Annotated in this window: 18 protein-coding genes and 7 tRNA genes; 1 reads left to right on the top strand and 24 read right to left on the bottom strand. The window is 37.1% G+C overall.

What is annotated here, in order from left to right; all coding sequences use genetic code 11:
* Window position 1 precedes the first annotated feature (1 nt).
* The 14 genes from DW761_RS19070 to DW761_RS19005 all read right to left on the bottom strand — a co-directional run bounded on the left by DW761_RS19070 (window position 2) and on the right by DW761_RS19005 (window position 15,129).
* The gene (locus DW761_RS19070) at window positions 2-757 is read right to left on the bottom strand and encodes a glycosyltransferase family 2 protein (protein WP_117519054.1); all 756 of its coding nucleotides are present in this window, start codon (window positions 755-757) and stop codon (window positions 2-4) included.
* The gene (locus DW761_RS19065; RefSeq protein ID WP_158553853.1) at window positions 754-2,091 is read right to left on the bottom strand and encodes an exopolysaccharide biosynthesis polyprenyl glycosylphosphotransferase; all 1,338 of its coding nucleotides are present in this window, start codon (window positions 2,089-2,091) and stop codon (window positions 754-756) included. Before DW761_RS19065 ends, DW761_RS19070 begins: the two co-directional genes overlap by 4 nt.
* 120 nt (window positions 2,092-2,211) lie before the next feature.
* The gene (locus DW761_RS19060) at window positions 2,212-2,748 is read right to left on the bottom strand and encodes a transcription termination/antitermination NusG family protein (protein ID WP_117519052.1); all 537 of its coding nucleotides are present in this window, start codon (window positions 2,746-2,748) and stop codon (window positions 2,212-2,214) included.
* Entirely contained in the window at window positions 2,735-3,466 is a 732-nt protein-coding gene (locus DW761_RS19055) for a CpsD/CapB family tyrosine-protein kinase (RefSeq protein WP_117519051.1), read from the bottom strand. Before DW761_RS19055 ends, DW761_RS19060 begins: the two co-directional genes overlap by 14 nt.
* A gap of 1 nt (window position 3,467) precedes the next feature.
* Window positions 3,468-4,253 carry a tyrosine-protein phosphatase gene (locus tag DW761_RS19050; protein WP_117519050.1) on the bottom strand — a complete coding sequence of 262 codons (786 nt, stop codon included), beginning with the start codon at window positions 4,251-4,253 and terminating at the stop codon, window positions 3,468-3,470.
* A gap of 6 nt (window positions 4,254-4,259) precedes the next feature.
* Window positions 4,260-4,937 carry a YveK family protein gene (locus DW761_RS19045; RefSeq protein WP_158552283.1) on the bottom strand — a complete coding sequence of 226 codons (678 nt, stop codon included), beginning with the start codon at window positions 4,935-4,937 and terminating at the stop codon, window positions 4,260-4,262.
* A 492-nt stretch (window positions 4,938-5,429) separates the two neighbouring features.
* The gene (locus DW761_RS19040; protein WP_117519049.1) at window positions 5,430-6,635 is read right to left on the bottom strand and encodes an AI-2E family transporter; all 1,206 of its coding nucleotides are present in this window, start codon (window positions 6,633-6,635) and stop codon (window positions 5,430-5,432) included.
* 66 nt (window positions 6,636-6,701) lie between these two features.
* The gene (locus DW761_RS19035; RefSeq protein ID WP_117519048.1) at window positions 6,702-7,982 is read right to left on the bottom strand and encodes a patatin-like phospholipase family protein; all 1,281 of its coding nucleotides are present in this window, start codon (window positions 7,980-7,982) and stop codon (window positions 6,702-6,704) included.
* Window positions 7,979-8,536, bottom strand: a complete 558-nt coding sequence (locus DW761_RS19030) for a glycerol-3-phosphate responsive antiterminator (protein WP_117451867.1) — start codon at window positions 8,534-8,536, stop codon at window positions 7,979-7,981. The genes DW761_RS19035 and DW761_RS19030 overlap by 4 nt, the downstream gene beginning before the upstream one ends.
* A gap of 4 nt (window positions 8,537-8,540) precedes the next feature.
* Window positions 8,541-8,903: a DUF1667 domain-containing protein gene (locus DW761_RS19025; RefSeq protein ID WP_117451865.1), complete on the bottom strand. Its 363-nt coding sequence runs from the start codon at window positions 8,901-8,903 to the stop codon at window positions 8,541-8,543.
* Entirely contained in the window at window positions 8,900-10,150 is a 1,251-nt protein-coding gene (locus tag DW761_RS19020) for an NAD(P)/FAD-dependent oxidoreductase (protein ID WP_117519047.1), read from the bottom strand. The genes DW761_RS19025 and DW761_RS19020 overlap by 4 nt, the downstream gene beginning before the upstream one ends.
* Entirely contained in the window at window positions 10,150-11,574 is a 1,425-nt protein-coding gene (locus DW761_RS19015) for an NAD(P)/FAD-dependent oxidoreductase (RefSeq protein WP_117519046.1), read from the bottom strand. The genes DW761_RS19020 and DW761_RS19015 overlap by 1 nt, the downstream gene beginning before the upstream one ends.
* Before the next feature lie 115 nt (window positions 11,575-11,689).
* Window positions 11,690-13,411 (bottom strand): ABC transporter ATP-binding protein, encoded by a 1,722-nt coding sequence (locus DW761_RS19010; RefSeq protein WP_117519045.1) that lies wholly within the window; start codon window positions 13,409-13,411, stop codon window positions 11,690-11,692.
* A complete protein-coding gene (locus DW761_RS19005) occupies window positions 13,408-15,129 on the bottom strand; it encodes an ABC transporter ATP-binding protein (protein WP_117519044.1) in 1,722 nt (573 codons plus the stop codon). Before DW761_RS19005 ends, DW761_RS19010 begins: the two co-directional genes overlap by 4 nt.
* 101 nt (window positions 15,130-15,230) lie before the next feature.
* Here DW761_RS19005 and DW761_RS19000 point away from each other — a divergent pair, with 101 nt between their 5' ends.
* Complete coding sequence (locus tag DW761_RS19000) at window positions 15,231-16,091, top strand: LysR family transcriptional regulator (RefSeq protein ID WP_158553852.1); 861 nt, start codon at window positions 15,231-15,233, stop codon at window positions 16,089-16,091.
* Between the two features lie 285 nt (window positions 16,092-16,376).
* On the opposite strand, the gene DW761_RS18995 is transcribed toward DW761_RS19000, so the two are convergent.
* From DW761_RS18995 to DW761_RS18950, 10 genes are all read right to left on the bottom strand, one after another.
* Window positions 16,377-16,452 (bottom strand) — tRNA-Phe (locus tag DW761_RS18995).
* Between the two features lie 3 nt (window positions 16,453-16,455).
* A tRNA-Met gene (locus DW761_RS18990) sits at window positions 16,456-16,532 on the bottom strand.
* A gap of 37 nt (window positions 16,533-16,569) precedes the next feature.
* A tRNA-Ser gene (locus DW761_RS18985) sits at window positions 16,570-16,660 on the bottom strand.
* Window positions 16,661-16,676: 16 nt separating this feature from the next.
* A tRNA-Ile gene (locus DW761_RS18980) sits at window positions 16,677-16,753 on the bottom strand.
* A gap of 12 nt (window positions 16,754-16,765) precedes the next feature.
* Window positions 16,766-16,842, bottom strand: a tRNA-Met gene (locus DW761_RS18975).
* Between the two features lie 10 nt (window positions 16,843-16,852).
* Window positions 16,853-16,929: transfer RNA gene (locus DW761_RS18970), tRNA-Pro, on the bottom strand.
* A gap of 8 nt (window positions 16,930-16,937) precedes the next feature.
* Window positions 16,938-17,014: transfer RNA gene (locus tag DW761_RS18965), tRNA-Arg, on the bottom strand.
* Window positions 17,015-17,172: 158 nt separating this feature from the next.
* Window positions 17,173-17,808, bottom strand: coding sequence for a V-type ATP synthase subunit D (locus DW761_RS18960; RefSeq protein ID WP_117451855.1), 636 nt, complete (start codon window positions 17,806-17,808; stop codon window positions 17,173-17,175).
* Between the two features lie 2 nt (window positions 17,809-17,810).
* Window positions 17,811-19,253, bottom strand: a complete 1,443-nt coding sequence (locus DW761_RS18955; RefSeq protein ID WP_117519042.1) for a V-type ATP synthase subunit B — start codon at window positions 19,251-19,253, stop codon at window positions 17,811-17,813.
* A 17-nt stretch (window positions 19,254-19,270) separates the two neighbouring features.
* On the bottom strand, window positions 19,271-21,028 hold the full coding sequence (locus DW761_RS18950; RefSeq protein WP_117451851.1) for a V-type ATP synthase subunit A: 1,758 nt from the start codon (window positions 21,026-21,028) through the stop codon (window positions 19,271-19,273).
* Window positions 21,029-21,030: the final 2 nt, after the last annotated feature.

Here is a 21,030-nt window from a genome sequence, read left to right as displayed (position 1 = left end):
TTTATGCTTCCTTTCTTTTATTTATTACATATATAAAATGTAAAATTGTTAAATAAGCAGACTTTAATATATTAAATTTTTCTGCTTTTCTATAAATATCCCATGTTCTTGTTACTCTTCTTAATGGGCTGCTTGAAATTGAAGTTGGTACTTGACGATAAAATGATAATACCTCGTCAAATCCATATGCTGTTTGACCATCTTTTAATATTTTTAGCCATGCTGCTGTATCTTGTCCATGTCTAATATCTGGCATAATTACTTCAGGTATTTTCTCTCTATCTATAATAACCGTTATTATACTTATGATATGATTTGCTAATGCTTTCTTATAATCTATTGTTGTAGGAACATGTACTACTTTATTCATTAAAGTTCCATCTTCATTTACCAACTGATATGACGTAAATGTAAAACTATAACCATTTTTTTCCATGAATTCTAACTGCTTAGTTAATTTATTTTCTTTCCATAAATCATCTGAATCCAAAAATGATAAATATCTGCCTTTTGCTTGCTTTATACCAATATTTCTAGAAACCGCTGCTCCTCTATTTTCTTTTGATTTTATTAGTTTTATTCTACTATCATTATCTATAAACTGTTGAATAATTTTGCAACTAGAATCGGATGAATTATCATCAACCATTATCAATTCCCAGTTTTCATATGTTTGCTTTTGAATGCACAAAATCGTATTTTTGATATATTTTTCTACATTATATACAGGCATAATGATGGATACTAAATCACTCATAAGTTTTCCCCCTTTAATCTTTCAGAAACTGCCGTTTTCTGTCCTTCTTCAATACCTTCAGTACTTTCTGGCATAAACAAAATCTTTACTGTCAAAATAATCAATTTGATATCTAACAATAAAGAATAATTTTGAATGTACATGATATCCATTTTTACTTTATCTTCTGGTGTTGTATTGTATTTTCCAAATATCTGCGCATATCCAGTAAGTCCAGCTTTTACCTTTAATCTGTATTTAAATTCAGGATAATCTTTTACATAATCCTCAGCTATTTCTGGCCTTTCAGGTCTTGGTCCTACGATACTCATATCACCTTTTAAGATATTTAATATCTGTGGCAACTCATCAAATCTGATCTTCCTTATGACATTCCCTACTTTCGTGATTCGATTATCATTTTTAGAAGCTAATTGTGCTCCTGCTTTTTCTGCATTCACGATCATACTTCTAAACTTATATACATAGAAATGCTCACCATTCTTTGTCAATCTTTCTTGTTTATATAGTATTGGTCCTCTATCTTCTAACTTGATGCATAATGCTGTGATTGCCATAAATGGTAATGCAATAATCGTGATTGGAATAATGATGATCAAATCTAATATCCTTTTCAATAATTCCTGTTCATTGGAAAGTTTGAAGTTGTCCGCAACATAAAATGGTGTATCGATCAAATGGCTTTGTCTTGAACCATGTAAGATGATATCTGATACATTCGGTACGATGATGACTTTGATATCATTTTCAAAACAATAAGTTAATAACTTTTGTTTTAGATTTTCTTCTACATCATAGATCATCACTGCACCGATTTCTTCACTTTTTTGTTCCATTTGATGGATATCTTTGCTTTCCAGTGTTTCTATAATATCAAATCTTGATTCATGCTTTTTCATCTTTTGTATCAATGCATTAGGGTTACTTCCATAGATCAATAAGATCCTACAGGAATCATTCAGCTTATAATAGATCTGATGTCCTATCTTTGCCCATAGGATACTTAAGGCAATTTGTATGATCGTGATTCCAAGATACTGAATCGGATGATGGAATTCTCTGATCGTCACACATAATAAAAAGTAAAAGATGATATTTGTAATCACCATACTTAAACTTTCTGAATAGGCAATCTCTGTGATTCTTAGTATTCCGATTTTCAATGCGTTGAATATCACTGAGAACAATAATATCAATACAAGGTATATCCCTATAAGTAACATCTTGCTTGTATATTCGATTGGTATCGTTTTGATAAATAGATACTGTAATATCATGAACACGATGAATATCAATATCTTCCATATGCCCATGATCATATTCTTAAATTTCATTTTATTTCCCCTTTCTCTCTTTACGTAAATTAAAAAATGGATATAGTTCCCCCTACCCCATGACATGGATGTGGCTGTTCACTATATCCTGATTCGTTCCTTAAAGCGCTCTAGCGTCTATTAATTCTTCTCATCATTCGTTTTCTCTTTAATGATCATTCCTGCGATCACTTCTTTGTCTAAGACTTTCACATACAGATAGGCGATACATTTATGTCTGTCTACCTTGCGTATGTTTGCTTCCTGACCTATAAGTGGTCCATTTTCTATCATTAGGACATCATTGACGATTTTTCCCCCTGACATCCTTAATATATATTCTTCATCTAATATCGCATCCAGAAATTTTACTTCTTCCTTCTGTAATGCACTTGTGCCTTCTTCATCATATTTCAATAGTTTCCGAAAGCCTCTCAGCTTTAAGCGATACTCTTGAAACAGTGTTTCGATATATGCCTGTTCTTGATCTGTCTTGATGAACAGATAACCGGGAAACATCGGTTTAATCGCTTCCTTATATTCGCCTCTGATCTTGTATAATCGTTCCATCATTGGCACGAAAGCCACTACATCTCCTCGTTTATTGATCATGTCACGCAGGAATGTTTCTTTGCCTCCCTGCACATATAATACATACCAGTTTCTATTTGCCTTCATTGGAATAATAGTAGTTATAATAATGTTTTGCAGTTGCTTCTGTCATCGTCATAACACTGCCAAGTACATTGACACCGTTTCTTTGAAGTTCTGTCAACGCTGTTTTTGCTTCATTCTTATCCGTATCTTTTGCGGATATAACGAAGATCGTTCCATCACACACATGCGATACAGGTATCGCATCCGCTACGGCACTGATCGGTGGACAATCAATCACGATGAAATCAAATCGTGTCCTTAATTTTTCCATCAACTTCTTGAATTTTTCACTGGACAACAGTTCTCCAGGATTTGGTACCCTTGTACCACTTGTTAATAGAAACAATCTGCCTTCGCTGGTGTTATCCTTGAACTTCTGAAAATATGTATCATCATTCACATCGAAACTGTCAAAGTTTCTCATCAGATTACTTAAACCAGCTTTATTGGACACTTTGAATATCTTGTGCTGTACAGGTTTTCTCAAGTCACAATCGATCAAAAGGACATTACTGTATTTCGCTACACTGACCGTTGCTAGATTACTTGCCACTGAGCTTTTTCCTTCTGCTGGATTGGTACTTACGGTATTGACCACCTGAATGTTTTTCTCAAAGCTTGAATATTCTATATTCGTTCTAAGCTGGCGATAGATCTCTGTATACGCAAACTGATTCGTCTTGACATTTCGATGACCTTTATCGCTTTTCGCTCTTTTCGGTGCTATCTTTATATCCATGCTATTTCCTCCATAATTTTCTGAATATTGATTTCTTCTGCTCTATCTGGATATCTTCCAGTTCTTCATCATCAATGATATGTTTTGGATTTCGTTTCATTAAGATATCAGCGTTTTCTTCTCCATAAGTATCTTTCACATACTGATACACATCCGATAGTAGACAGATTCTGTTTCCACTAGGTCGGTGTGCATCACTTGCGATGATATGTGCCAGATTGGATTTAATCAGTTTATGTGCGTTCTTCTGTATCGTAGAACCATGCACGCCTAGAATACTGGTACGATTGATCTGCACCTTACAGCCCATATCGATCCAGCTTTGTACACGCTCGATATCGATACCATCATGGAAATATCGTTCCACATGGGCAATCACAGGAATCAAACCTTTTACTGTGATCTCATACAACATATCTTCTACTTCATCATTGTTTGTGATGTTCTTTCTTACATCAAATTCACATAACAGATACCTGCTTTTTGCCAGAGTATGATATTGACCACTATCCAGTACATCCAGATATTCATGATTTAAGAAAAGTTCACAACCTTCATATACCTTTACGTTATATGGTCTTGCGAGCATCCTTAGATCATTGATGCGCTCATCCATTACACGAATGACGTCATCATCTAACTGTCCCGGCACAAAGTGTGGTGTGGCGATCATTACTGTGATACCATCTTTTTCCATCACTCTTAACGCTGATTCACTATCTTCCATTTCCTGAAATCCATCATCAATCCCCCATGCCAGATGGCAATGGGTATCTATGAAACACATTTGGGATTACTCCTCGTAATATGGTATTTCCGCTAATACTGGAATACCTAAGAAATTCTCTGCTTCCTGTTTCGTTCTCAATCGTTTATCTAAGATAAATGTCAAGAACACATATCCACCAGAAGCTAATAATCCTAACAGAGCACCAATCAATGTATTCATTTTTTTACTTGGAGAAACAGGTACTTTATCTACTTCAGGATCGTTCATGACCATCATGTTCTCTACTTTTAAGTTTTCTTTTACTTCCTTAAAGAAGATAGACGTCAAAGTTTTAACGATCTGTTGTGATTTTACTGGATCATCTGTGGTTGCTTTCACATCCATGATCTCTGTTTCATTCTTATTCGTCACACTGATCGCACCCTGGACTTCTTTTACATCAATATTCAGTTCCTTTGCGACCTTGTTTAGAATATTTTTCCCTTTGATCATTTCCATGTAGTTGTTGACCTGTTTTGAGTTAGCACTTAATGCAGCCGCATCCACTGTCCCTGTTTCCGCATTTACCTTTGAAACAAGATAGATCGACGACTCACTTGCATATTTCTTAGGTAGTAAGAATGCAGTGATACTGAATGCAGCGATCGCACAAACGACCATGGACAGGATGATCAGACGAAGATTCTTTTTCAACAGCTTGAACAGCTGGGAAAGATCAATCGTCAATACATCTTCATTCATATTTTCTTCCATAAAAATTAACTATTCCCTCCTTATTTGCTAGACTTTCTAGATACATGTATACAAATGTATGCATTACTAGATAGTCTATGAATAAGTAAAAAACATATAAAAAAAGCCTTTTTAAGAGAAAAAGGCATAAAAAAACAGCTGAAATCGATAAAAATCAGCTGTATCAAATATTATACTATTCTGTACAAATCTAGACAAAATAAAAGAATGTAAACATATAACAGTTATTATTTTAATGCCTACCAGTATTTTTTGCAAGACATAAATAGACTTTTTTAAAAGTGATAACATTCACATGTGATAATTTTTTAATTCTTATCTTTTTGAAACGGTTACATCGACTTTTGTAAATAGAACTATAAATTCTTTATCCTCCTTCCTCAACTTACATGTGTTCTTTTATATTTCATTTTACATCGTACATTAATGTACAGGTCAATTGAAAAATAGATAAAAAAAAGTTGAGAAAATGATCTCAACTTAATCCTCTTGTTGTGGTATTTGCTTTATTTCCTGATCTGTCACAATCAGGTTCTGTTTCTTTAAACGCTTGTTCACAAACTCCGCAAAGAATGTATATACACAGGCGGTCGCAGGCACTGCCATAACCATACCAAAGATGCCAAAGACATTGCCTAGCACAAAGATTGACAATAATACCCAAAGTCCAGGCAATCCTACAGAGTTTCCTACAACTCTTGGATAAATGACATTGTCTTCAAATTGTGACATAATCTGATAGAAAATCATAAACCAGATACTCTTTAAAGGATCCACAGACAGCATCATAATTGCACCTACAACCATTGCCATCATTGGTCCAAATACCGGAATAAATGAGAATACTGCAATCAGGGTCGCAATCAATTCAGTATAAGGGAAGCCCAGCAGCTTCATGGATACATAATATAATACCCATAAAATACATGCTTCTACTAACTGTCCACTGATAAAGCTGTAAAAGATTTTATTAACACGGCTGGCATAATAGAATACACTGTTTGCTTTATTGTAACCAAGGCATGCCACCGTTACTTTACGCATCTGACGGATAAAAGATTCTTTGCCACTTAATAGATATAAGGAAAACATAAAACCAGTAAAACCTACCGCAAAGCTAGACAGGAATGCCCCTGCATTAGATAAGATACTATTGGCTCCACTGGAAACGATATTTAACGCATTTTCTACCACCTTTTCCCATGGCATATTCACAAATTCTCTTACCTGTTCGATATTTTCAATACGATAATCAATATGGAAGTATGCCAGAATCGCATCAATGTTTGCGACAATATTCATAAAGAACTTCGTTAAGTTATTGAATAAAGATACAAAACTGTCCACAATGCTTGGTAGTATGATACTACCTAATATGATAATCAAAATAATCGCCAATACGAAAGTAAGCGTCATGGAAATCGCACGTTTGCGTTTTCTTATAAAACCATTTTCTTTTGTATGTCTGATTAATAACTGCTCAATCTGTTTCATTGGTATATTTAAGATATACGCAAAGATAATGCCGATAATCAATGATTGAAACAAGCCAATCAGATAACCAACAAAGCCACTGATCTTACTGAAATTCCATAAACAGAAAACAAGTAAAATCAAATAAGTAGACAAAAATATCCAGGGTTTCATGGTTTTCCATGAACGTTCATCTATAAATTTTGGTTTCATTTACATCACATCCTTAAAGATGTGTTTATTATAACATGTCTTAACTAAAAAAGACAGGTTTCCCTGTCAGTTCTGCTGTTTGTACATCAAATATAATAGATAAGCAATCAAGAAAGAATCATTCGTCATGGTTGCTAAAAGCCATACTACGGCGATATTTTTTTCATCTTTCAATAGATAATAGAAATTTACACAAATAAGCTCTGCTAAATGTATATCCTTGATGTTATGTAATAAGCGTTTGATATTATCACTATCACTTAAACCACTTTGAATATCTGGTGTATAGGCTTGAACAACTTTTAACAGTTGATACTTGAAATCCTGAAAATCGTATACTTTATGATAATCAAAAGAGAATGCCTGCGCTGCTTTTTCCAGCATTGCGGTAAATGGCGCATCATAAATATGATATTTATTTAATCCAATCAATAAGGATAAGGAAGTAATCTTTTCTGTCAGTAAATGCATTTTATCTGTTTCTATTTCTTCTTTTAAATGGGCAAAGCCCTCCTGCATTTCTTCTTCAAAGTCAAGGATTGCTTCTTCATCATGTAATGGGAAGGTATAAACAGAACCTAATAAGCGATGAAATTTCTTCATCGTATCCAAATAACCCAGTTGCATATTTTGCATAATCCGTTCATGATCAAATAACAAAAAGCTTCCAAGAGATACCTGAGGTTCTATATAGATCAAATGCTCCATCGGTCCTTTTACAACATTGCGGCCAACACTTTTTAAATCAACTGCCACAATTTCTTCTGCGCCCATTTCCTGTGCAAGCTTAATTGGCACATTGTCCGCATAGCCGCCATCTACATATTTTTCTTCATTGATGATTTTCATGGGGAATGCTGGATAACAAGAGGCAGATGCCATCACATAGTCTAACACTGTATCCTTCTTCATGTCCTTTTTTAGAAAGGGCGCTGCACTGCGTTTAGAAACATTGACACACATACAGCCATAATCTATTGGCGAATTAAAGAATTTTTCTGGATCATATAAACGATGAATCATATTGTAGAACGGTGTAATATCTGCACCCTTATGTTCCACAAAGCTTTCAAGAAAGGCTTTGTATTTTCCTTTTTGTGACATGATCAATTCAATATCCATGTCCAGATCAATGCCATTCAACATCACATCATCAATCGTTAGATTTGACCATAATTCATATGCTTTATCATATTCCTGCTGCACATATAAGACACCTATCATTGCGCCAATACTGGTACCACATACGATATCAAAATGCTGATCCAATTCATCAAGTGCTTTCCATACCCCGATTTCATATGCGCCTTTACTACCGCCTCCCCCAAGTACCAAAGCTTTTTTCATGTCCTTGACCTCCATTCATCGCATAAGGTCAATCGACTGGTTGAAACGCCAACCATGCCTTGTGCTAAACATGCTTCTATATCCTCCACTGACTGAATAAGTCCTCCGCCAATCACATCCACCTGGGTATATTGATGAAGCTTTTCTACCGCAAAGGGAATGATAGCTGGTAATACTTCTACATAATCAGGAGAAAGCTTTTCTGCGAGTAATCCACTTTTTTCAATGGATCGTGAATCGATGAGGAACACACGTAAAACAGAAATACAGTGATTCTTTTTTGCGGCTTCAATGGCAGATGGCTTTGTGGATATAATCCCATCCACATGAAGATGCTGTGTCAGAAACTGGACACCATATAAATCATTCTGGATTCCCTTGATCAAATCCATATGCACAAAAGCTTTTTTCTTATGCAGATGAAGCTCTTTGATTACATCCTCTAATAAATTGATATGAAAATCCATTAGGATACACCATGTTTCCTCACGTTTTATAAAATGCTTTATCGCTGCCATGTCACGTAATACAGGAATCACCGGCTGTTTTAACATATGCCTACCTCCGATCCATAAAGCGGGAAGCAATTAAATCAGCACCACTATCAGCAATATTATGAACCAAAACATCATGTTCATGTATGGGTGCTTCTACTTCCAGCGTTTTACATACCTCCATTATATCAGATAATTTATCTCTTGGTACACTTTGTGAAGTAATGACCGGAAGTAATGGATGAATCGCATGATGAATGCGTACGGTAGTCGTTAACATACGCATGGGACAGACTACCTCCTGACGAACAAATTTCTCACCTCTTGGGCAGGTATTGCCTTTAACGGATATGATTTCATCATTTGCCATCATCACTTCAATATGACAGCTCATAGGACAGACAATACAATCAAATGCTTTTATCATAATGCTTGCACCTCCACAGACAGTTTCCCGCTTATATTCTGCAAATCGTCTTTCTTTAATTTGATACGTTCCATTTCCGCTGGTAAAAGATAACGTTTGGTTATCTTTTTTATGATATGTGTATCATCCTGTATGATGATTTGACATGCTTTAAATGGCTTGCTACAGCGAAAACTCAAGGTTACATCATGGTTGATCTCATCACTTAATACCTGAGGCAATACATATCCTACACCTTGTTTTGCGATGGTTTCATGTGTACGATTTCCCCGCTGTTGTTTTAAGATATCCATGGCAGCGAAATAACCGACATCCGCAGATTCTTGTGATACAAAATCTACGATATCATGAACATGCAGCGCATTGCCACAAGCATAGACATGAGGAACACTAGTTTCATAATATTCATTGACACTGGCACCTTTGGTATGTGCATCCAGCTGAATTCCCATTTGATATCCCAATTCATTTTCAGGTATCAATCCAACCGATAATAACAACGTATCGACATCAAAGGTTTTTTCTGTACCTGAGATAGGCTGTTTATGTTCATCCACCTGGGCAATGGTAACACCTTCTACATGGTTTGTGCCTTTAATATCCACAACTGTATGAGAAAGATATAAAGGAATATTGAAATCATGCAGGCATTGTACGATATTTCTGGTTAATCCATTGCTGTAAGGCATTAATTCTGCGACACCTTCCACTTTTGCCCCTTCAAGACTCATTCTTCTGGCCATAATCAAGCCAATATCCCCACTGCCAAGGATAAACACTTTTTTACCTACTAAAATATTTTCAAGATTTAAAAACCGCTGGGCACTACCGGCTGTATATACACCAGGAATCCGCTTGCCAGGTATGGATATCGCTCCACGATTTCGTTCGTAACAGCCACTGGCAAAAATAATGGTTTTTCCACTTATACTCTGATAGCCTTCTTGTTCATTGACATAAGTTACTATACGCTCTTCATTCACAGATACCACTGTTGTATTTAATTTATATTCAATTTTCATAGCGTCTACTTTTTCTTTATACGTTTGTGCATATAATGGACCGCTCATTTCTTCATGAAAAATCTGAAGTCCAAAGCCATTATGGATACACTGTTGAAGGATACCTCCCAGCTCTTCGCTACGTTCTAGAATCAAGATTTTGCGAATGCCCTGTGCTTTGGCAGATACTGCTGCACTCATGCCAGCACTTCCACCGCCGATAATGATCATATCATATGTTTTCATTATTTGCTTACCCCCTTATTTGTCATAAAATAACTGGTTTTATCATAACGAACCTCCGCTAATGGAATATGCAGTTCTCTAGCCAGAATCTTTGCGACTTCTATTTCACAAAAACCACCCTGGCATTTTCCCATTCCTGGTCGAATGCGTTTTTTAATTTCTTTAATCGTACGTGCACCACATGGCTCATGGATACAATCCACTACCTCTTGTTCGCTGATATTCTCACAACGGCAGATAATATGTCCAAAAGCTGATTGTTTTTTGATACGTTCTGCTTTTTGCTGGGAAGAAAGATCTTTCATTGGAGTAATACGTTTATAATGACGATATAATTCTTTTTGTTTCAGCACATGCTGTGGTAAAATCAATTGTTCAATGACATAAGCACTGATGGCAGGTGCACTGGCAAGACCTGGTGAATCGATACATCCCAGGTGAATAAAATTTTGAGATATCGGAGATGCCTGAATAAAGAAATCATTATGATTGCCACATGGTCGAAGTCCTGCATAGCTGTGTATAATTTCTCCATATGGAATATTTGTCACGGTTTTTTGCAGTTTTTCTCTAACTTCTTTCAGTCCTTGTGCACTTGTGCCATTATCTTGCTCTTCCAATATTTCACTGTTTGGGCCAAGCAGAATGTTGCCATGACAGGTTGGTACACATAATACTCCTTTTCCTGCTTTACCAGGTACTGGATATAAGACATGCTTCACAAAATCAGTCGCATGTTTGCTTAAGATAAAATATTGTCCACGCTTTGGAGTAATGTCAAATAATGGGGTATCTTCTATCATGTTCATAATCTTAGCACTGCCAAGTCCTGCGGCATTGATGACGATATCCGCATCATAGTGTGCTTTATCTGTGATGACATGAAACTGTTTCCCATTACGTTTGATATCCACCACATTTTCTTCCAGCTTTAAAGACAATCCATTACATACAGCCTCCTGTATCAGGGTAAGTCCCATTTCCCATGGTGTAATGATTGCGGTATCAGGTACAGATAATGCTTTCGTAATCTGCGCACTGATATTCGGTTCTTTTTCAAGCAGTTCATCCTTTGTGAGCCATTCCATGTGGATTCCTCGTTTTGTTCCTCTTTCATATAATATAGAAAGCGTTTCTTCTTCCTCTTCACCAGCTGCGACAACATAGGCACCTATACGCTTGTAGTCAACATTCAATTGTTCACATATTGCAGGATACATATCCGCACCTTTTTTATTCAATAGAGCCTTTAATGTATGTTCTTCAGGATCATATCCTGCATGAATAATTGCACTGTTTGCACTAGATACCTCATCACAAACATCACTCTCACGTTCAATCAATGTGATATCCACATCATATCGTGATAAATCATGTGCCAAAAAACATCCAATAATGCCTCCACCGATAATAACAATCTTCATAGTATTCCTTCCTTTCATCATAAAAAGCGAGCTAAAAAAACATGAAACATGTTTTGATAACTCGCTTTCTCTATCACAGATTAACTTTTACACCTCTAGTATAACACTCTCATCGCTAAGATGTAAACTGACTATTAAAAAGTGTATAATAGGCGCCTTGTTTTTTCATTAATTCCTCATGATTCCCAGTTTCTATAATATCTCCATGCTCCATAACCAGAATCTTATCCGCATCTAATATCGTAGATAAACGATGTGCAATCACAAAACTGGTCTTGCCTTCCATCAATAATTCCATTGCCTGATTCACATGTTGTTCACTCATGGTATCCATATTGCTGGTTGCTTCATCTAATATCAAAATTTTAGGATTCATCAATAAAACACGGGTAAGTGACAATAATTGCTTTTGACCGGATGATAAATGATTAGAATTGGTATGCAGAACGGTATCATATCCTTGCGTAAAACGACGGATGAATTCATGTGCACCACTTTTTTTGGCTGCGGCTATAATTTCTTCATCACTGGCTTCTGGCTTTCCATAAGCGATATTGTCACGAATGGTTCCCTCAAACAGATAGGTATCCTGTAATACGACACCAAAACTGCGTCTTAAATCATCCTTTGACATTTGTTCGATATCGACGCCATCCACATATATATGACCTTGATTAATTTCATAGAACCGCAATAATAAATTTACCAAGGTTGTTTTTCCAGCACCGGTTTTCCCTACGATTGCGACTTTTTCACCCGCTGGTATACATAAATTGATATCCTTCATTAAAAGCTTGTGTTTATCATATCCAAAGCTGACGTGAGAAAATTCAATGCTTCCTTTTGTTGGTGTAAACGAAGTCGTTCCACTGTCACGTTCTTCTTCCATATCCAAAATCGTAAAGATGCGTCGTGCACTTGCCATCGCTGTCTGTAACTGTGTCATAACACCTGTGATTTCCGTGAATGGTTTAGAAAATAAATTGGCATACATCAAAAAGCTGGATATGTTTCCAATGGTAATCATGGATTGAAGTGCTAAGAATGCTCCCGCTGCTCCTGTCAATGCGTAAGTAAAGTTTGTCACAAAACGGGTACTTGGATTTGCCAAAGAACCATAAAATTGTGATTTTACGCCGGCTTCATATAATGTTTGATTCATTTCCTGAAACGTATGGTTGGCAGATTCTTCATAATGATATGCTTTGATTGTTTTCATACCTGATAGCATTTCTTCACTAAAGCCATTCAAAGAACCAAGCGCATTTGCATTTTTGCGAAAATATTGTTGAGAACGTTTGGTAATAAAACTTGCCACAATATAAGTAAACGGTGCGGATAATATGACGATGATACTCATAATCCAATTGATGTTGATCATGAATACGATTGCTAAAACAATCGTTGTTACTCCACTCATCATGGTAGAAAGGCCCTGTAAAAAGCCATCACTGATATAATCAATATCGTTAACAAAGCGGGAAATTAAATCTCCACGAGGATTTGTATCATAAAAAGATATTGGTAAATGGGAAAGTTTTTCATATAGCTGTTTTCTTAATACACAACTGCTGGAAAAAGCAATCTTATTAGAGAAATACATCATTCCCCATTGGAATAAAGAATAGAGAAGATACACAACAACTAAATAACACAATAATTGAAAAGTTGTGGACAAAGGCTTTGAAGTAATCGCATCTAAGATATCTCCAATCAGTAAGGGCGCATATACGTTTAATGCGACAGATAAAATTGCACAGGCTAATGCCAGCAACAGATATAATTTAAACTGAAACAGGAAACGAAGCAGCTGTTTCATCACTTGTTTACCACTCATGCAATACCCCTTTCTACATGCTGACTCTCACAGATGGAATGATAGATTTCACATGTATCATATAATACTTTATGTGGCGCAAAGCCTGCCATCTCTCCATTATCTAATACGATAATACGATCACATGACGCAAGTGTACTAACTCGCTGAGATATCATGATTCTGCTCATCTGTGTATCCATCGCTTTCAGGGCTTTTCGCAAAGCCGCATCACTCTTGAAATCAAGTGCACTGCTGGCATCATCTAAAATCAATAGATCTGGCTTACGCAGAATGGCTCTGGCGATACATAAGCGCTGCTTTTGTCCACCAGACAAATTTGCTCCCCCACGTTCGATTTTGGTATGCATTCCTTTCGGTAGCTCATCCACAAACTCTTTGGCTTGAGAAATGCTTAATGCCTGTTCAATATCCTCTTTGGATACATTAGATAGTCCAAAGCAGATATTTTCTTCAATGGTACCAGAGAATAACTCATTCACCTGTGGCACAAGCACGACATGGGATAATAGATCAGATGATGTCAGTGTAGTAATATCCTGTCCATATAATAAAATCCTGCCTTCTGTAGGCACATAAAAATGACATAATAAAGAAATCAAAGTAGTTTTACCAGCACCGGTTCCACCGATGATACCTATACTTTCTCCTTTTCGAATAGAAAAGGACAGATCACTTAATGCAGCATCACCCTTACCATAAGAAAAAGATACATGATCAAAACATACAATTGGCTCATCCTTTTCCTGAAGAGAAGCATTTCCGCAAACCAGACCTGGTGAATAACGCAAGACTTCACTCACACGTTTCCCACTGGCAAATGCTTTGGTAAATATGACAATCAGATTACTGATGGCGATTAATGCTAATAAGATACTGGAAGCATAATTGATAAATGCAACAATTGTTCCAGGCTGTAAATCACCTATTTGTATTTTTAAAATTCCCTGATACATTAAAATCACAACCGCACCATTTACAACAATTGCCGTACTTGGATTCAATAAGGCAGAAAGACGCGCTACCTTCATCATCTGTACCTGTAGTTCATCTACATTTTCTTGAAATCGCTTTTGTTCCCGTTTCTTAGAAACAAAGGTACGGATCACACGGATACCCGCAAAATTATCATCAAGAATAGAAGAAAATTTATCCAGCAGCTTTTGATATTGTTGATACATTGGTGTCGTAAACCGTATAAACACATAAAGAATCAGGATAATAAAAGGTACACTCGCAATTAAAATCCATGCTAAACGCATATCCAGAAACATTGCCATAATAATCGCCCCAATACAAATAAAGGGAGAGCGAACCACTAAACGAATCAACATTGCAACGGCAACCTGTAGTTGATTCACATCATTACTCAGTCGATTGACTAATGTAGGTGTTCCAAAGTAATCTAAATCCTGATAAGAAAATGCAGTAATATGTGAGAACAATGCATTTCTTAAATCTGTGCCAAAGCCTTGTGATGCTTTTGCGGCTTGATATTGGCAGGTAATAGAAAAACCAAAACCAATCATAACCATAAAAATCATGATAAAGCTATAACGATATACCAGTTGTTGATCCTGTGCCATGATTCCATCATTGATCATATATGCCATAAGTGTTGGCAGAAGCAGTTCTAATATGGCTTCCATCAACTTACAAAATGGTCCAATGATACATTGTTTTCGATATGGTTTTAAATATTTTAACAATTCTTTCATTTTCATCATCCTTTTCGCCTTTATTATTATACCCAAGGGGTTGATATATGTATAATATTGGTTTAATATTTAAAATATATATAAAAAGTATGGTGATAAAAATGGATATTAAACAGTTACAATATTTCCTCACGATTTGTGAGGAAGGACAGATCACAGCAGCAGCAAGACGTTTACATATGGCACAGCCTCCCCTTTCTTATCAATTAAAGATGTTGGAAGAAGAACTTGGTGTAGCGTTGGTACTGCGTGGCAAGCATCATATACAATTAACAGATGCCGGAGAGTTATTAAGAGAAAAAGCCGAACAGATTTGCCGGCTTTGTGAGGATACAAAAAAAGAGGTACAGGATGCGAAAACACAAGTTGCCCATGAACTTCGTATTGGCATTGTATCAAGTTCCCATCATGCGTTTTTGGAAAATGGCATTCGTAAATTCCATGAAGATTTCCCTAAGGTTTCTTTTGTGTTAAAAGAAGGAAATACTTTTCAGATCCTGGAGCTATTAGAGAAAGGCCTGATTGAAATCGGCGTTGTCCGCACACCATATCCACAAAAGAATATAAAAGCAATCCCCTTTTGGGAAGAAGGAATGGTGGCGGTATGTGATAGAAGCCAATGTTTATCAAAAGATAATCGTTTAAAACTGCAGGATTTAACTAATGTGCCATTAATATATTATGAGCGCTATGCTTCCTTATTGGAGGATTGTTTTCTTCAATCTGGTCTGTTGCCTACATGTTTTTGTATCAATCAGGATGCCAGAACTTCCCTGTTATGGGCAAAAGCAGGATTAGGTGTTGCGATTGTTCCTAAAAGCGCAATTGCTCTTATCGAACATGAAAATTTAAAAATCTATGATATTGACCATCCACGTTTAACCACTTCCATTCATATTATTTGTATGAAGGATCGATATCTTTCAGAAACTGCACAGACTTTTATCGATTATTATAAATGAAATCTGCGAATATGCAGATTTTATTTTATTCCATATAATGTATATAGAAACGAGCCTTTCTAATCACAGCAAGGGAAAGGAAACCTTATACCTATCAAATCCTGAGGCACGTTTTTTGCCTGGGTAGACGTTCTATATACTCGCCCCCGCCAATTGGAGGCATACCCATGAACTTAAAAACCGTTAGGTCTTATCCCAGTTTCTTAAACCGCAGCCTGAGGACGTTTGAGTCCCCCGCATATAGAAAAAAACCTATCTCTTACGAAATAGGTTTCACGTTCCAAATGGTGGTCCCGGTCGGAATCGAACCAACGACACAAGGATTTTCAGTCCTTTGCTCTACCGACTGAGCTACGGGACCATTTGGTTGCGGGGGAAGGATTTGAACCAACGACCTCCGGGTTATGAGCCCGACGAGCTACCAGGCTGCTCTACCCCGCGATAAATGAGCAATAAATTTTAAACGCCTTAAACTTTTTGGCGGAGGAACTGGGATTCGAACCCAGGCGCCAGTTTCCCGACCTACCGGTTTTCAAGACCGGACCCTTCAACCACTTGGGTATTCCTCCAATTTTGTTATGAAATTGGTGGACCCTGTAGGACTCGAACCTACGACCCACCGGTTATGAGCCGGATGCTCTGACCAACTGAGCTAAGGGTCCAAATTAGTCAATTGGTGGCGGGGGCGAGACTCGAACTCGCGACCTTCCGGGTATGAACCGGATGCTCTAGCCAACTAAGCTACCCAGCCAAAAATATCATGGTCGGGATGACAGGATTTGAACCTGCGACCCCTTGATCCCAAATCAAGTGCACTACCAAGCTGTGCTACATCCCGATATTTTATGGCGCGCCCAGTAGGAATCGAACCCGCAACCTTTTGATCCGTAGTCAAACGCTCTATCCAGTTGAGCTATGGGCGCATATTTTTTTCTTTAGCACTGTTTGCCTCAGTGCCCTAATATAATACCAAACATATCCATAAGTGTCAACAACTTTTTTCAATTTTTTTTACTTTTTTTGAAGAAATTTTATTAACACCTTTTTCCCCCTTTAAATAAGGCCTAAATAAGGAGCACAACTAAATGTGCTCCTGGTTTTGTTTTCGATCTTTTGTAGCCTTTATGACCTTTTGCCTTGAAAATTCCTCACGTTCCTTCTCTTCCAAAGCATCACTAATAAACTTAATGTTACCTTCAAATTCCGGAATAACGATATTCTTCAAAGCATTTGCACGCTTCTGCGCTTTACGAATCGCATTGGCAAGACGATACACACTGTTCTCTACTTCCGCCAGTATAACAGTCATTTCTTTTACCTTATAAAAACACTTATACGCATAATCCAGTTTTGAATTGGCATGCTCCAATCCATAAGTTAATTCCAGACTCTGCTTATCATAATGAATTTTAGGTATCTCCACGCCCATTACACTACGATAGCTCACATGAACACCTGTATCAACAGGTACAGCCTCTACCAAGTCACTAATAACACCCAATGACATATTCGCCTGCTGTAACGCATAATAAGCCTTCTGGTACGTGATTGTAATTTCATCACGCAATAATCTTACACTATCCAATAAGCTCATCATTTCTCTTGTCAATATATTACGCTTACGATCCATCAGTTCATAGCCCATTTGTGCCAGCTGATTAGATTTCTTTGTCGCAATCAGATTTCCTTTTGTAGGAAACACCTGTTTATTTGCCATAACTATTCACCTGGATTCTCTAATTCTTTGATAATCGGTCCGGCTTTGATTTGAAAACGCTGAACAGCACGTTCATGGTCATAATACTGATCAAGGACTTCATTATCTACACGATCCAATTCACCACGTGGAAGAACGCTTAGTAAATCCCATCCAAGATCCAGTGTTTCTTCAATTGTTCTGTTTACATCAAATCCTTGATTTAAGAAATGCTCTTCAAATAATGTTCCAAAAGACATATATTGTTTATCAACATCACTTAATTCATCCTCACCAATAACACTGGCTAGACTTCTGGCATCCTGCACTTTCGCATATGCCGCAAACAACTGGTTACTGACATCAGAATGGTCTTTTCTTGTATATCCTTCACCAATACCATCTTTCATCAAACGTGAAAGGGATGGAAGTACTCCAACTGGTGGATAAACACCCATTTGATTCAAATTACGATCTAATACAATCTGTCCTTCTGTAATATAACCAGTAAGGTCAGGAATTGGATGTGTAATATCATCATTTGGCATGGTTAGAATAGGAATCTGTGTCACAGAGCCATTCGCCCCTTTGACGATCCCTGCTCTTTCATATAAGGAAGCAAGGTCAGAATATAAATATCCAGGATATCCTTTACGACCTGGAATTTCACCTTTACTACTTGAGAATTCACGTAGTGCCTCACAATAGGATGTGATATCCGTCAAAATAACCAATACATGCATATCATGTTCATATGCTAAATATTCTGCGGCAGTTAAAGCACAACGTGGTGTTAATGTACGTTCAATGATAGGGTCATTGGATAAATTGATAAACATAACAACTTTCTCCATAACGCCTGCTTCTTCAAAGGAACGTTTAAAATAATCCGCAACGTCATTTTTTACACCCATGGCCGCAAATACGATACAGAAATTTTTGCCATCTCCATCAGAAATCTTAGCCTGTTTTACCAGCTGTACTGCCAAGTCGTTATGAGGCATACCTGATCCTGAGAAAATAGGAAGTTTCTGTCCACGAATCAATGTCGTCAATGCATCAATACTGGAGATACCGGTATTGATATAGTTACGGGGATATACACGGGAAACCGGATTTAATGGCTGTCCATTGATATCTGCGCTTTTTTCAGCATAGATTTCACCTAATCCATCAATTGGTTTTCCACTGCCGTTAAATACACGGCCTAATAATTCTTTTGATAAAGGAAGCTCCATTGGCTTTCCTGTAAATTTTGTTTTTGTATTTTTTAAGCTTAATCCATTAGTACCTTCAAACACCTGAATTGCGGCACGTTTGCCATCCAGCTGTACAACTCTTCCCAAACGTGTGGAACCATCTCCACATTTTATTTCCACCATTTCTTCATAGCTGGCGTTTTCTACGTTGTCTAGGTAAACCAAAGGCCCATTGATTTCACTCAATCCTAAATATTGAAGACTCATATAAGCACTCCTCCTTCTTACGCATTCAAACTTTCGTTCACAGCTTTATCGATCATAGGGAAATAATCATCAAATGCTTCGATATGGTCGTTTGGCACATCATATTTCATCTTCGTGACATTATCAAAGATACCAGAAGCAATAATCTGACTCAATGATTTTCCTTCACTGACGATTTCTTTACAACGTTTATATAAATATAGGATAACATCCATCATTTTCAACTGTTTTTCCAATGGTACATACGTATCATCTTTATGGAATGCATTTTGTTGCAGGTATCCTACACGAATGACTTTACAGATTTCAATAACCAATTTTTGATCTTCCGGCAATACATCACTACCAATCAATTTTACAATTTCCATCAATTTTGCTTCTTCAGCCAACAGACTCATCAGCTCCTGACGATTACGCAAGAAACGAATATCTACATTTTTGTTATACCATTTGGTTAAATCACCAACATATTCTGAATAGCTTTCTGTCCAGTTGATCGCAAAGTAGTGTCTTGCATAAGCCAGTGATTTATCTAATGCCCAGAAACATCTTACAAATCGTTTTGTATTCTGGGTAACTGGTTCTGAGAAGTCATTTCCCTGTGGAGATACGGCACCAATGATAGATACACTGCCTTCCTGACCATTTAATGTTTCCATATATCCAGCACGTTCATAGAATTGTGAAATTCTTGATGGCAGATATGCTGGGAACCCTTCTTCTGCAGGCATTTCTTCCAAACGTCCACTGATTTCTCGAAGTGCTTCTGCCCAACGAGAAGTAGAATCGGCCATGATTGCGACATGATAACCCATATCACGATAATATTCTGCAAGTGTTAAACCTGTATAAATACTAGCTTCACGAGCAGCTACTGGCATATTTGACGTATTGGCGATCAATACAGTACGATCAGTCAAAGGACGATTACTCTTTGGGTCAATCAGTTCTGAGAATTCTTCCAGAACCTGTGTCATTTCGTTACCACGTTCTCCACAACCTACATATACGATGATATCAGCATCACACCATTTGGCAAGCTGATGCTGCGTCATGGTTTTTCCTGTACCAAAACCTCCAGGTATAGCTGCTGTTCCACCTTTTGCGATTGGAAACAGTGTATCAAAAATACGCTGTCCAGTAATCAATGGAACACTAATTGGCAAACGCTGAGCGACAGGTCTTGCCTGTTTGATTGGCCATTTCTGACATAATGTCAGTGTATGAATTTCATCTTTATCATCTTTTACCTTGATAATTTCATGATTGATATTGTAGCTTCCATCACTTACAACTTCAACTACTTCACCATACAGCGTTGGTGGAATCATACAGCGGTGTTCAATCAAATCCGTTTCTGGCAAAGTCGCAAAAATCTGGCCAGGCACGACTTGATCTCCTACTTTTACTTTCACACTGACATTCCATAATGCTTCTTCATCTAATGGTGCTACATTGCTTCCGGTCGCAATAAATGCGCCGGATTCTTTTGCTATTTCTTTTAATGGACGTTCAATTCCATCAAATATATTTCTTAAAATACCAGGCCCCAGTGTTACGGAAATTGGACTTCCTGTTGGTTCTACAGGTTCACCAGGCTTTAATGAAGTCGTAGATTCATATACCTGAATCGTTGTGACTTCTTTACTGATGCTGATGACCTCTCCCATCAGTTTCTTATCTCCGACAAACACTTTCTCCATCATAGAGAAATCTGTTGCATTTCTTACCTTTACAACTGGACCGTTTATGGAATAAATTACATTTTCACTCACAT

It is taken from the genome of Absiella sp. AM29-15 (assembly GCF_003434225.1).
GTDB lineage: Bacteria > Bacillota_I > Bacilli_A > Erysipelotrichales > Erysipelotrichaceae > Hoskinsella > Hoskinsella hominis.
Note: the sequence above shows the minus strand (reverse complement) of the source record. Positions and strands in the feature narration are given on the sequence as shown.

Excerpts from the sequence above, each read along its gene's own strand:
- DW761_RS19070 (WP_117519054.1), bottom strand. The coding sequence starts at position 757 with ATGAGTGATTTAGTATCCATCATTATGCCTGTATATAATGTAGAAAAA.
- DW761_RS19065 (WP_158553853.1), bottom strand. The coding sequence starts at position 2,091 with ATGAAATTTAAGAATATGATCATGGGCATATGGAAGATATTGATATTC.
- DW761_RS19060 (WP_117519052.1), bottom strand. The coding sequence starts at position 2,748 with ATGAAGGCAAATAGAAACTGGTATGTATTATATGTGCAGGGAGGCAAA.
- DW761_RS19055 (WP_117519051.1), bottom strand. The coding sequence starts at position 3,466 with ATGGATATAAAGATAGCACCGAAAAGAGCGAAAAGCGATAAAGGTCAT.
- DW761_RS19050 (WP_117519050.1), bottom strand. The coding sequence starts at position 4,253 with ATGTGTTTCATAGATACCCATTGCCATCTGGCATGGGGGATTGATGAT.
- DW761_RS19045 (WP_158552283.1), bottom strand. The coding sequence starts at position 4,937 with ATGAATGAAGATGTATTGACGATTGATCTTTCCCAGCTGTTCAAGCTG.
- DW761_RS19040 (WP_117519049.1), bottom strand. The coding sequence starts at position 6,635 with ATGAAACCAAAATTTATAGATGAACGTTCATGGAAAACCATGAAACCC.
- DW761_RS19035 (WP_117519048.1), bottom strand. The coding sequence starts at position 7,982 with ATGAAAAAAGCTTTGGTACTTGGGGGAGGCGGTAGTAAAGGCGCATAT.
- DW761_RS19030 (WP_117451867.1), bottom strand. The coding sequence starts at position 8,536 with ATGTTAAAACAGCCGGTGATTCCTGTATTACGTGACATGGCAGCGATA.
- DW761_RS19025 (WP_117451865.1), bottom strand. The coding sequence starts at position 8,903 with ATGATAAAAGCATTTGATTGTATTGTCTGTCCTATGAGCTGTCATATT.
- DW761_RS19020 (WP_117519047.1), bottom strand. The coding sequence starts at position 10,150 with ATGAAAACATATGATATGATCATTATCGGCGGTGGAAGTGCTGGCATG.
- DW761_RS19015 (WP_117519046.1), bottom strand. The coding sequence starts at position 11,574 with ATGAAGATTGTTATTATCGGTGGAGGCATTATTGGATGTTTTTTGGCA.
- DW761_RS19010 (WP_117519045.1), bottom strand. The coding sequence starts at position 13,411 with ATGAGTGGTAAACAAGTGATGAAACAGCTGCTTCGTTTCCTGTTTCAG.
- DW761_RS19005 (WP_117519044.1), bottom strand. The coding sequence starts at position 15,129 with ATGAAAGAATTGTTAAAATATTTAAAACCATATCGAAAACAATGTATC.
- DW761_RS19000 (WP_158553852.1), top strand. The coding sequence starts at position 15,231 with ATGGATATTAAACAGTTACAATATTTCCTCACGATTTGTGAGGAAGGA.
- DW761_RS18960 (WP_117451855.1), bottom strand. The coding sequence starts at position 17,808 with ATGGCAAATAAACAGGTGTTTCCTACAAAAGGAAATCTGATTGCGACA.
- DW761_RS18955 (WP_117519042.1), bottom strand. The coding sequence starts at position 19,253 with ATGAGTCTTCAATATTTAGGATTGAGTGAAATCAATGGGCCTTTGGTT.